The following is a 12,571-nucleotide window of genomic DNA, read 5'->3' on the forward strand; positions in this document are numbered from 1 at the left end:
ACTGATTGTTAAACTCAAATGTTAAAAAAAACCGATTCAATTAATTATCCTTTATTGCTTAATAAAAACATGATAATCTTGACCATCAGGTCTTGACAATTGAATCATATAGGTACCACTGACCAAACCATCTGTATACAATGAGTTAACCCCTTCTATCAACTTACCGCCCAGCACTTTTTCACCTGTTAGCCTATATATAACATATGAGTTGAATGCACCATGATTGTTTACAACAAGTTCTGTTTCAACAGGGTTTGGGTAAATTTTAGTTACCTCTTTCTCATTGCCAATTCCCGTAACCTCTCCTTTCGATTCATCGTCATCATCATCTTTAGGTGCTTCTTCCCCACTGCCATCCCAGTCAAAGTAATCATAGCCGTGCTGTGAATAACAATAAGGAGAATCTTTACCCACTTCAGAATCATCAAAAAACCAGTCAAGGCCACAATTATCATCTAAATTTCCGGCCTCCAATCCACCATCTTCTTGAAAACACTGAAAGGAGTAGAAGCTTTGACCGTAAGAATTAACAGGTTCATCAGGACATCTATGTCGGATAGGGTAAAGAATAGCGCTAGCATATCCACCACCAAAGGCATCAGAATAATTACCAACAGCTCCAATACCCTCTACAATTCTAGAGTTAATCCCGTTCACCCCACATTCTTTAGGCGCTATGTCAACCCATCGTAATGTTCTGCCATTAACAACAACCTCTCCTTTCTGGGTAACTTCAACATATGAATCACCGTGGGGACTAATTAGCCAACTATCACCAACCTCAGCAGCAAAGTCATAAAGAAGGTAAAACCCTCCATCTTCTAAATAAAAAACTTTGTCATCATCCACATAAGTTATTAGACTCCTGAGAGGTATCTCTTCTTCATAAACTTTATAAAAATTATCCCCAGAATTATCAGGATAAAGACGACGCTTTGCCACATAATGAACTATTTTTTGGCAGTTCTTGCCATCCACCAATGTATCACTTTCATACACTAGCCTATGCAATCCATGCCTCCACGACAGACGTCTATCTCCACCACAAGAAACATAATGCCATGTGGCCCCAGGCTTGACCCAAACATCCTCCTCTCTATCTTCAAAATATTTTAAATCACTCTTAGAGATTGAGGTGCCGAAAATATCATCCTTATACCCGGTTACCACTTTTCTCCTAAGGCATGACTGTTCTCTTCCTTGACAGTCAACCTGATAAGGAATAAAAAATCCCCATCCCATATTCTGCACAATTAATTCATCAGAAATAGAGACATCCACCATGCCTAGTCCTTCGATAATTTTACCATGTAACCCATATGAAGAACCTAGCACCGGAGAAACTTCTATCCACCTAAACTCCTCCTCTCCTATCTTTACAGTTCCTTTTCGATCTACCTGCACAAAAGAAGAGTCGTTACACCCCAACTGTTCATTTACCCTCACAAGCCATTGGTCACCTACTTCAGCGCCAAAGTTATAAAGCGTATAAAATGCTTCATTGTGATAATAAAAAACTGTATCTCCCGAAAAATGCGTTATGTGTATTTCTTCAGATAGTATGCTATCTTGAGGGACATCTCCTAAGCTATATGGGTGAAAAACCTTATCTTCAACAACTTTCTGACACTGTTTACCTCCAACAATAGTATCAGATTCGTACTTGAAAGTGTATTTGGCGCTACCGTCTGGCCAACATCCAGGAATACTACTATAATTCCAAGTGGCACCGGGATTCCAGCTTTGAGCGTAAGCCATAAATGAGCTTAAAGCAGCAAGTAATAAGGAAAGAAAAACCTTGTTCATAAAAACTGATTGTTAAACAAAAAATACTTCAAAAAAGACCAACAACTAAATAGTTTCTTTAGGAGTATATACTCCCAAAGACAAAAAAGTAACCATTAACATCAATCTTATTAGTGTAAGAGCAACAAACAATAAAAAAGGCTACCCCTATTTTAGAGGTAGCCTTTTTCAACACTACAGACATTTATATCTGAAAACTATACATAGTTGCTAAGCATCACTGGCATTACCAACATCAGCACATCTTCGTTTTTATCTTTTTTATCTCCTCCAGGTGTCAAAAGCCCTGCTTTGTTAGGTTCTGACATATGAATGTCTACTATTTCAGAACTTAGATTATTGAGCATTTCGATAAGGAATTTTGCGTTAAAGCCTATTTCCATATCTTCACCTTCATAATCACAAGACAGCCTTTCATTCGCCTCATTGGAAAAGTCAAGGTCTTCAGCAGAAATCTGAAGTTCACTACCGGCTATTTTAAACCTCACTTGGTGGGTTGTTTTATTAGCATAAATAGAAATCCTCCTAAGCGCGTTTAATAACTCTCCCCTGTTAATGGTCAATTTGTTCGGGTTATTAACAGGAATAGCATTTTCATAATCAGGGAAACGCTCATCAATAAGGCGGCAAATCATCCTTGTATTATTAAAGCTAAAGAAAGCATTGGAGGCATTAAACTCCATTTTTACAATAGTATCACCAGAAGGCAAAGAAGCCCTTAAAAGGTTAAGTGCTTTTTTAGGAATGATGATAGAGTTGCTCATGTCCGAGGCCACATCAACCCTTCTGTAACGGATCAGGCGGTGCCCATCAGTAGCCACAAAAGTAGTATTTGTTTCATTCAAAGACATGTAAACACCCGACATCGCCGGCTTGAGCTCATCATTAGAAGCTGCAAATATGGTACTAGAGATCGCCCTTTCAAGAACATCTGATGCTATATCCAGATTGTATCCATTAGTTACTGCCGGAACACGAGGAAAGTCCGTTGCATTTTCACCTGACAGTTTATAGCGGCCATTATCAGAGCTTATTTCAACACTGTAGGTTTCTTCGTCTATCGAGAAAGTTACCGGTTGGTCAGGAAGGTTCTTTAACGTATCTAACAAGATACGTGAAGGAACAGCAACACTCCCCTGCTCTTTGGTATCTATATTAATTTCTGTTATCATTGAAGTCTGTAAGTCAGACGCATACACAACCAACTTACTATCAACAATTTCAAACAAGAAATTTTCCAGAATAGGAACAACAGGATTAGTGGTAATAACACCATTTATAGAAGTTAAATGCTTCAGTAATGATGATGAAGAAACTACGAATTTCATAGGTAAATTCCTGGGATTTTGAAATAAAAATACTCGGGTAAAGGTAGCAAAGAAATTAAAAAATACCTATACACTAGTTAAGGAAATTTCAATTTTACCTTTTATTATTTTATGTCCACTTTGCTATTGCTTATACACAAAATCCTCCTTTACAGGAAGTAGCCTTTCAACAAGCTCATTTCTTAAAATTACAGGTTCATTAATTGCTTTCACCAGGCCGAACCAATACTTTTCATCCTTAGGCTTATAGATCAACAGCTCATTGCTTCTCTCTTTAAGCATATCTTCCACTTCTAAAATTGCTTTTGGCTGTAAATTAGCCAGTTCTTCACGCAAAGAGTCTGGATTATCTACAAATCCACTGACATTGACCATTACGAAACTCTGAAGGTAATTAACCAATTTCATAGTGTCTATAGGATTTATTCCTGCTATACCGAAACTCCCCTCCTGATACTTGATCTCAAAATCATCTTCTTCGCTTTCAGGATAATGCACCTTTATCTTTTGAAGAGACCGGTTATCACTGGCAAACACAGTCCTAGACCTCCAGTCGTTTTCTGACAAGGTAAGCAGGTTGGTCAGGTTTCCTGTAAAACCAGGCACATAGGTAATATATGGCGTATCACTACCTTCTTTGAGAAAATAAGAACTGTTAGGGTCGTTATCATTAGACAGAACATGAAATACATGTTCGCCATCTTTTTCTTTCACGTTAACCCGAATCCCTTCGCTTTTCAGTTTTTCATACACTTTTTGCTTATTCTCTTCCGATACAGGGCGTCTTATTTCAAGCTTAGCAATACCAAAAAGCAATAAATCAGAAAGCTGAATACGTGTTGGGTATTTTTCATTGATAATCCACACGTTGTTCCTGTCTCTTCTCAGAACGCCGTTTATTTCGTCAGACTGATACCCTATTTCATAAACCGAAGACGTATCTGCAATGCTTACAGCCAAATCTTCATTAAAGGTAGACCCGGTACGCTTTTCCTTTACCGTAAACCAAGCTGCGATAGACAATACAACAACTAGGGATAATAAAATTTTTATTCTGGTAGTAAGAATCATGATCTAAACTGCTCAAATTTTCTTTTTCTATAAATGTACCTTACAACTCCAAAACCAATTATCAATATTACAGGAACTGCCAGGTTGATGATCTGCCACATCAAGCGCTCTTCTTCAATTCTAACCTTATCCAAAGGCCGTAAGATTACTTCACGCGCTCGAACATTGACAATGCCTTTATCATCAAGCAAATGCGCTACAGCATTTAAAACCAATTCTTTATTACCAAAGGTCTGTCTGGAATACATGTCATAGCCCAGTGGCAACACTTCATTGCGCTTTGGATCCATTTCGTTCCTTATAAAGTCTCCATCAGAACATACCAAGATACTAGATGACTGGTTCTGCCCGACAGCTTTCTGACCCGCAACAGGAGACGGTCTATTTTTATACAATGAAGTAAACTTACCTTCAAGCAAGAACATCATGGCTTGTGGCCCTTTGTTATACTCCCTTGGGTTAGCATCTGCACGCATTTCGTTAAGCGAAAGTTTGGCAGGGGCATTTAACAATTTTGAATACTTTGAAGAAAATACCAAAGGGGTTTTGACAATACCATCAGCCTTAACAGAATCCATGCTCCCCACAAACTTACCATACACAGCATCCATGTTTTTGACAATAGGATGGTTCCCAAAAGTATTCAATAGAGGGAAAAACCGCCAATTGACCATTTGAACATTTGGCTTGTCTCCCATCATGCCCACATTCACTGGTATATATCCTGAATTCAAGTCTTTGATCAGGTTGTAGTTAAGCCTAACACCATACCTAAAAAGCAGGTCATCCAAATTAGTTTCATAAGGAAAAATCACCCCTCCTTCATCTCCCAGACTATCCATATCAACATTCACATTATTGATAAAAAACATAGCCTTCCCACCATTCACAATGTATTGGTCAATAAGGAATTTTTCCTGTTCTGTGTAAGGTGTTTTAGGAGCTGCAACCACCAAAGCGTCATAATTGTCCAGTTCCCTGGTATCTTCCAAGTTAATTCTGTACACATTATAATACTTTTGCAAACTTGATTTTAAATCTGCCACTTCTACCTCATTAAGCTCGCCATGCCCTTCTATAAACGCAATGGATTTACGCTTTTTCTGGGTCAACTGTCTAATCGCTGAAATCAACTCATACTCTACCCCTTCTACAGATTGGTTCAACGTTTCCTGAGGGTCAGCGGTTTTATTTCCCTTAAGAAGCATTACTGGCACCTCTTGGTTTTTATAACTAAGCATGGCACCCGGAAAGATCAGCTTTTCTACTTTCTTATCACCTTCTTTCGCAAAAAGGTTAGTTGGCTGAATTCCCTTTTGCGCAAGCTGATAATAAATTCTTTTGCGCATTTCCTCATCAGCTTCTGCTCCCGGATTAATGAAACGATACTGGATTTTAGTGCCTGCGTGAATTCTGAACTCATCCAACGTTTCCCGAATAGTACGCTGAAGCCGCTCAAAACCTGACGGGAACTCACCTTCCAGATACACCTCTACCGTAACAACATCGTCTAATTCCTTAAGAATATCTATAGATGTATCAGAAATTGTATACCTTTTATCTTCTGTAAGGTCAATACGGAAAAAGTGACCTGACGCTATTATATTTACTAATACAATAATTATTAGTATCAGGACATATTCTATAATCTGATTCCACTTATTTTTTACCATTTTCTACTTCCCAGGATAAGTTTGGTGGACAATAACATGATGGAAATGACACTAAAGAAATATACAAGATTTCTGGAGTCAATCAATCCTTTGCTGAGTGCTCTGTAGTGATAGGAAATACCTAGCTTGTCTATTAATACCGAATACTGTCCCCATACATTGACAGATGCCAGCGATTCAAAACCGGTATAGAATATAAAACAGAGAAACACTGCTATAATAAAAGAGACAATCTGGTTGGTAGTAAGGACAGAAGACATAATACCAATAGAGGCAAAAACGCTTCCTAAAAGGATTAGCCCGATATATGAGCCAGCTACTGCTGCGGAGTCCACATTTCCGGCGGGGCTACCTAATTCACTTACCGTATAATAATAAAGTAAGGTAGGCACTAAAGCTAGGCAAACCAGCACTATGGCAGAGAAATATTTTCCAAATATAATTTGCCAGTCAGTAACTGGGCGCGTCAACAGCAATTCTATAGTTCCATCTTTTTTCTCTTCAGCAAAGGTGCGCATAGTAATAGCGGGAATAAGAAAGATGAACACCCAAGGCGCCAAGGAGAAAAAGGCTTCCATTTCAGCAAAGCCATACTCGAAAATACTCGTTTCAGGAAATACCCAAATAAACAGGCCTATAGCCGTCAAAAACAAGATAATGACGATATAGGCTATCAAAGAGTTTAAAAAGGCGTTAATTTCTTTTTGTAATATACTAAGCATATTAAAAGATTTATTGCATCAGGGACATACCCCCGTCAAACCGATTCTTTATTAGTTAATTCACGAAAGACTTTTTCCAGAGAGTTCACCTCTTGCTTCAATCCTACCAAAGCCCAATGATGTTCAGAAGCAGCTTTGAAAATCTGGGATCTGATATCTTCTGCACCAGTAGTAAGCTCATAACGACCAGTAGAGATTTGTTTCACATCCATTACGCCAGGAATAGCTCTCAATGCTTCAACATCAATCTCATGCTCAAATTCCACAGAAAGCACTTTGGTACCACTACTTCTGCTATGCAATGCAGCAACCGAATCATCAGCGACAATTTCTCCCCTGTTGATAATGATCACCCTATCGCATAAAGCTTCTACCTCTTGCATGATATGGGTAGAAAAAATCACCGTTTTTTCCCTGCTCACATCTTTAATAAGCGTACGAATATCTTGGATCTGATTTGGATCCAGCCCAGTCGTAGGCTCATCAAGAATAAGTACCTCCGGGTCATGGATCAGTGCCTGTGCCAGACCAACACGTTGACGGAAACCCTTTGACAAAGCGCCTATTTTCTTGTTCTGCTCAATAGTCAAACCACAAATCTCAACCATCTCAGCCACCCTCTCCTTTAGCTTAGCTCCTCTCATACCATGAAGCGACCCTATAAAACGCAGGTATTCGTGAACATACATGTCAAGGTAAAGAGGGTTGTGTTCAGGAAGGTAACCGACCCTGCGCTGAACTTCTAACGGGTCATCTGAAACACTGTACCCACAGACCTCAACAGAGCCACCGGACGGCGGAATATATCCCGTAGCAATTTTCATGGTTGTGGATTTACCCGCCCCGTTTGGCCCAAGAAAACCTGTAATTTGGCCTTTTTGGGCTTCAAATGTGATATTGTTTACGGCATATTGGGTACCATAAACCCTCGTAAGTTCTTTCACTTTTACACTCATACCCCTGTTTCTTTAGTTGGATCGGTCGGAGAAGTTGCTGTTTCTACAAAAAAACGCACAAAATAGTTCCTAAGTATAAAAATTCCCTTCGGATCAATCAACTCCCACAATTAAGAAAAACTACACAAAAGTAACTTCATTTATATAAAATGAAATTATTTCAATACTTTTTCTTTAATTCCAGTAATATTTGCCTTCACTTTTACCTTTAGTTCTGTAATTTTACCGTATGATTGAAATTTATACAGACGGGGCATCAAGAGGGAACCCTGGGCCTGGTGGTTACGGTGTGGTAATGAAATACCATCAACACAGAAAAGAAATAAGCGAAGGCTTTAGGAAAACGACCAATAATAGAATGGAACTATTAGCTGTCATAGTGGGACTTGAAGCTTTAAAAAAGCCTGGCATGGAGGTCACTATATACTCCGATTCTAAGTATGTAGTAGATGCTGTGGAGAAAGGTTGGGTCTGGAATTGGATAAAAAAGAATTTTAAAGACAAAAAAAACAAAGATCTTTGGTTACGCTTTGCCAATGTATACCGTAGGCATAAGGTAAAATTAAAATGGATTAAAGGCCATGCCGGACATATCGAAAACGAAATCTGCGACAAACTTGCGGTAGAAAGCGCAGAAAGTGGCAACCTAAAAGTAGACGAAGGGTATGAGTCAGGAGGAATGTAACTTACTTTACAAGTTATAGTAATATGATTTCAGCAGATCGTTAAATGCGGAAGTATATGATTGATCACTATTTCTGATCACCAGCTCTGAAACAAGTGCGTTAGGCTTTGTAATTTTAGAAAATACACCAACAACCCTAATAGCTGGTTTACCATAGTGATTCCTAATTAATATTTTTTCCTGGCAACTCAGTTGATACCGCTCAGCTTCTTGCTCAAATGAAGCAAATTCTTTTTCGGGGTAAAGAATATAAAAACGGCCATCGTATTTAAGATACTTGTCTGCAAACTGCAACAAAACAGAAGGCGACAGCCCAGCAGAGTGGCAAGCCAGGTCATATTTGGCCTTTCCAGACTTTAAATAATCTTTATAAAAAGGAGGATTGCAACATATCAAATCATATCCATCTCTAGGGCGATAATCTTGAAGCGCTTGATGGTAAACAGAAACCTGTTCTGGCCAAGGACTATGATTGATGTTAAATAAAGCTTGCTTATATGCACTTTCATCTTTTTCAATGGCATCAATATGGCCTATGGCACGTTGGGCGACCATTAAAGCCAACAACCCCGTACCGGTACCTATATCAAGTATTCTTTTTGCACCCTCGGGCTTAATCAAAGCCCCAAAAACACAAGAATCAGTGCACACTTTCATGCCACACTGATCCTGGTAAATAGTGAACTGTTTAAACTTGAAGTAATTATTGGCCATTAGAGCTTTTCTTTAATAAACTTTACGCCAAAAGCTTCCAGCTCTTTTAAGATAGGGTTATAAAACTCAGAAGTCACTGGCAGCATTACCCCCTTTGCCGAAATTTCCCCTTCAAGGATAAGGCGTGTAGCAATCCCGGCAGGATATCCGACAGTTGCAGCCATTGCCGTATGGCCGGCATCCTTTCCGGTAAATGTCATCGTGGTGGAAAAGTTTTCCTGCTTACCTTGCACGTCAAAGCTAAAAATATGCTTCATTACAACCAAGTCTGCATCAGAGCTATCCAGCTTCCATTTCTTCTCGATAATAGATTGTAATATTTGGGCAGCAGTAGCATTTGCAATACCTTGCTTTTCCTGATCGTCCAACAATCCAAGCCAAACCAGTTTATCAAACGTTTCTGATTCTTGAGATATACCTAAATAACTGGCAAGACGTTCCGAAACAGAGCCGTTACCACCCGGTAAAAAAGATTCTGTAAAAGCAAGGTTGGACAAATGTTCAGACCCTTCAAGTACAACAGTATCGTCTGTGAGCCCTAACTGCACCAGCATATCCCAACTAGAAGAAAATCCAGCATAGCGTAAAGTTCCCCGAATAAAAGTAGAAACACCCTGAAGGTTGTATAGGTCAAGATATTTCAAAGAGTCCCGGTTAGGGTAACCTTCTAAAGTTCCATATCCTGCAACAGGCACCTCTTCAAGGCGCTGAAAGAGTTTATGGTAAGGTAGGTATTTATATCCTCCATCCTCCATGTACTTAGCTGCTGGCCCCTGACCGGCAAGAACGACATTTCGAGGGTTCCAAGATATTTTATAATGCCATGGATTTGTATCTGCTTCAGGAGCAACCAAGCCACCTGTATACGATTTAAAAGAAACCAACTTCCCCCCTTTTGCCTTATGTTCATCAATTTCTTTTAAAGCAGACATATGGTCAATACCAGGATCTAGACCTGCCTCCATGAGCAATACTACCCCATTCTTCTTTGCCTCATCGTCTAAAGACCTAATCTCCTCGCTCATATAAGAAGCAGAGACAAAGTGTACTCCCAGCTCAACACAATCTCTAGCAATTGTATAATGCAAGCGAGGAGGAAGCAGCGAAACAGTTATGTCATGTTTTTGTATGAGCGACCTTCGCACTTCGTCATCCATAACATCTATCGAAAGCGTCTCAAAATAAACAGACTTAGGAAGGTTTGCTACATAAGGACTTAAAAGCATATCTGCAATGGTGAGTTTCCATTGTTTCTTTGCACATAAACCCAGTAAATATTCAATAAGTACCTGAGAAGATTTCCCAGAACCAAAAAGAAGAATTTGCTTCATATAAACAGTTTGTTTAGTATTAAGGTAAAACAAATATACAAGACAACAAAAGTTTATGAAGGAACATCGGCTGAAAACTACCCGTACGGCAAGATTTTTTACATTAGGCACCATAACAGAACGAACAAAAAACATCTGGTTTGTTATTCATGGGTATGGTCAGTTAGCCGAATATTTTATTAGAAACTTCACCCCTATTCATGATGAAGAGAACGTAATCGTAGCCCCCGAGGCTTTGTCCAGGTTTTATTTATCAGGATATACAGGGCGCGTAGGTGCTAGTTGGATGACCAAAGAAGACCGTGATAGTGAAATTGAAGATTATATCCAATATATGAACCAAGTTTACCAAACACTGAAACCACATGCCAGCATAAACATAAACATCTTAGGTTTTTCGCAAGGTGTTTCTACTGCCTACCGATGGGCACTAAGTTCGCAATTATTCAATCCAAATAAACTTATACTATGGGCGGGAATATTCCCACCAGACATTAAAACCGACTTTGGATCCCAAATTGACAAGCTTAAAGCCGTTGATACCTATGTAGTATATGGGACTAAAGACCCTATGCTACAGCAAGAGCACTTAGAAAAATTTGAAGCGTTCAAAAAAGTAAAAAAAGACCTGGAGGTAATTACATTCGAAGGAGAGCATGAGATCAATAAAGCAGCTTTATTGAAAATAGTCGAAAGAGAAAGCTAAAATATGTAGTTGACAAAGCTAGAACAAATATCCTCTAACGGTCAAAAAAAAAGCCCTGTCCAAAGACAAGGCTTTTTTTAAATGTTAGTTGTTAAACTTGTGCTTATTCTACTACAAGTCTAGAAGCACCTACAGGGACACCGTCACCTAAAACAGTAACTAAGTATACACCTTTGCTTAGGTTGCTAACAGGGATTTCAGTTTCAGATCTTCCACCGTTGAAAGAAGCAACTTCAACACCCATTAAGTTAGATACTCTAACTTCAACATTACCACTTTTCACAGACTCATAAGAAACAAGCGCCTGAGAAGAAGCTGGGTTAGGGAAAACTTTCAAAGGTTGTTTAGCAGCAGCCTTTCTTACAGGAGTGATACGGCAGTCTCCTACTTGAATAGAGTGGATAAGTATAGTAGCATCTTCCAGACCAGCATGGAACCATTCAGGATCGTTTTCCATGTTACCTTCTCCGTATTTAGGAACAGTGTTAACTAAAGTAAAATTGATGCTTGAAATTTGAGACAAGTCTACATCGTGCAATTCACCAGGCCCATAATCAGGACGATCTGGATGATCATACCATTCCATTTGAACAGCACCATCATATTCGAAGAAAATTTCAAACTCTTCCTGGTTTGCAGGAATAACTTCTGCTATAGTGTGTTCCCAAGCATTAGCTAAATTATCTTCATCAACAGTAGGTTTAGTATCAGCAGTATGTCCATAAATATCTTGTAGAGAAATCCTAATTTCTACAGGATAATCATTCATGTTCGATACTATTGCCAATAACTGACTACTTGGGGTAAAATCTAAAGTAAATGGATCTTCCCCTTCTTGCCCCCCATTGCCATTGCCATTATCATCATGATAGAACCTAGCCGTTGCACCATTCCCATTATCTTCACCATTCCCGTTTTCTTCGCCATTCCCATTATCTGGGTATTCAATATTTGCTCTGTCCCCAAAACTAATACCAAAAGGTTCAAAAGCACCTATTGGCTGAGTAACAGTAGCCTCCAAATACCCTTCTTCAGTATTTCTATCTAAAGAGTAAGAGAAAGTACCTTCTTCATTTCTTTCAGGAGTGGAACCTAGCGTCAAGACCGTATAAGAAGTGTCTTGCCATTCGTAAAATCCAGTTCCGTAACGGCGTTCGAAATCGTCATCGTCTTGAGCTCTCCATAAAAATGGCTCTGGTCCACTAAAATCATCATAAACATAATGCGCATCGATTGCTGGTTCATCACAAACAAATTCATCCTGCGCATAAGACATTGATGCAATACCCATTGCACCAGCTAATAGTAGCAGTTTCTTCATAAATTGTTTAAGTTAATTGTTTCTAAAATTTAAGTAAGTCGTATGACAATATTAATATTAAATATGATCAAATAAAAATGGCATTTGAAAAAAATATCACTCTATTTACAATAAAAGCACAAAGTCAGCAAACTATGAGAATTAAATTGTAAACAACTTAACAGCCTGCGTCACTTGTAGCAGAATCATGTGCCAAAAGTAATTAAATACATACAAAAAACAAACACTTAAGCGAAATTTATTACATTCAACAAA

At 38.8% G+C, this 12,571-nt stretch carries 11 protein-coding genes; 2 read left to right on the forward strand and 9 right to left on the reverse strand.

All coding sequences use genetic code 11. The features are described from left to right. Window positions 1-51: 51 nt before the first annotated feature. The 6 genes from RCC89_15390 to gldA form a co-directional block, all read right to left on the reverse strand. A complete protein-coding gene (locus RCC89_15390) occupies window positions 52-1,809 on the reverse strand; it encodes a T9SS type A sorting domain-containing protein (GenBank protein ID WMJ74538.1) in 1,758 nt (585 codons plus the stop codon). Window positions 1,810-2,006: 197 nt separating this feature from the next. Beyond that, the gene (dnaN, locus tag RCC89_15395; protein ID WMJ74539.1) at window positions 2,007-3,137 is read right to left on the reverse strand and encodes a DNA polymerase III subunit beta; all 1,131 of its coding nucleotides are present in this window, start codon (window positions 3,135-3,137) and stop codon (window positions 2,007-2,009) included. A 123-nt stretch (window positions 3,138-3,260) separates the two neighbouring features. Further along, on the reverse strand, window positions 3,261-4,208 hold the full coding sequence (locus tag RCC89_15400; protein WMJ74540.1) for a DUF4340 domain-containing protein: 948 nt from the start codon (window positions 4,206-4,208) through the stop codon (window positions 3,261-3,263). Next, complete coding sequence (gene gldG, locus RCC89_15405) at window positions 4,205-5,881, reverse strand: gliding motility-associated ABC transporter substrate-binding protein GldG (protein ID WMJ74541.1); 1,677 nt, start codon at window positions 5,879-5,881, stop codon at window positions 4,205-4,207. The genes RCC89_15400 and gldG overlap by 4 nt, the downstream gene beginning before the upstream one ends. After that, window positions 5,875-6,603 carry a gliding motility-associated ABC transporter permease subunit GldF gene (gene gldF, locus RCC89_15410; GenBank protein ID WMJ74542.1) on the reverse strand — a complete coding sequence of 243 codons (729 nt, stop codon included), beginning with the start codon at window positions 6,601-6,603 and terminating at the stop codon, window positions 5,875-5,877. The genes gldG and gldF overlap by 7 nt, the downstream gene beginning before the upstream one ends. 35 nt (window positions 6,604-6,638) lie before the next feature. Continuing rightward, on the reverse strand, window positions 6,639-7,559 hold the full coding sequence (gene gldA, locus RCC89_15415; GenBank protein ID WMJ74543.1) for a gliding motility-associated ABC transporter ATP-binding subunit GldA: 921 nt from the start codon (window positions 7,557-7,559) through the stop codon (window positions 6,639-6,641). Between the two features lie 229 nt (window positions 7,560-7,788). On the opposite strand from gldA, the gene rnhA reads away from it, so the two are divergent. Next, on the forward strand, window positions 7,789-8,244 hold the full coding sequence (gene rnhA / locus RCC89_15420; protein ID WMJ74544.1) for a ribonuclease HI: 456 nt from the start codon (window positions 7,789-7,791) through the stop codon (window positions 8,242-8,244). Between the two features lie 6 nt (window positions 8,245-8,250). Here rnhA and RCC89_15425 read toward each other — a convergent pair whose 3' ends face one another. Both RCC89_15425 and RCC89_15430 read right to left on the reverse strand, forming a co-directional pair. Further along, window positions 8,251-8,958, reverse strand: a complete 708-nt coding sequence (locus tag RCC89_15425) for a methyltransferase (protein ID WMJ74545.1) — start codon at window positions 8,956-8,958, stop codon at window positions 8,251-8,253. Further along, entirely contained in the window at window positions 8,958-10,289 is a 1,332-nt protein-coding gene (locus tag RCC89_15430; GenBank protein ID WMJ74546.1) for a saccharopine dehydrogenase C-terminal domain-containing protein, read from the reverse strand. The genes RCC89_15425 and RCC89_15430 overlap by 1 nt, the downstream gene beginning before the upstream one ends. Window positions 10,290-10,344: 55 nt before the next feature. On the opposite strand from RCC89_15430, the gene RCC89_15435 reads away from it, so the two are divergent. Further along, window positions 10,345-10,995 carry a hypothetical protein gene (locus tag RCC89_15435; GenBank protein WMJ74547.1) on the forward strand — a complete coding sequence of 217 codons (651 nt, stop codon included), beginning with the start codon at window positions 10,345-10,347 and terminating at the stop codon, window positions 10,993-10,995. A gap of 103 nt (window positions 10,996-11,098) precedes the next feature. On the opposite strand, the gene RCC89_15440 is transcribed toward RCC89_15435, so the two are convergent. Then, window positions 11,099-12,316: a T9SS type A sorting domain-containing protein gene (locus RCC89_15440; protein ID WMJ74548.1), complete on the reverse strand. Its 1,218-nt coding sequence runs from the start codon at window positions 12,314-12,316 to the stop codon at window positions 11,099-11,101. Window positions 12,317-12,571: the final 255 nt, after the last annotated feature.

This window comes from Cytophagaceae bacterium ABcell3 (assembly GCA_030913385.1).
Classification (GTDB): domain Bacteria; phylum Bacteroidota; class Bacteroidia; order Cytophagales; family Cytophagaceae; genus ABcell3.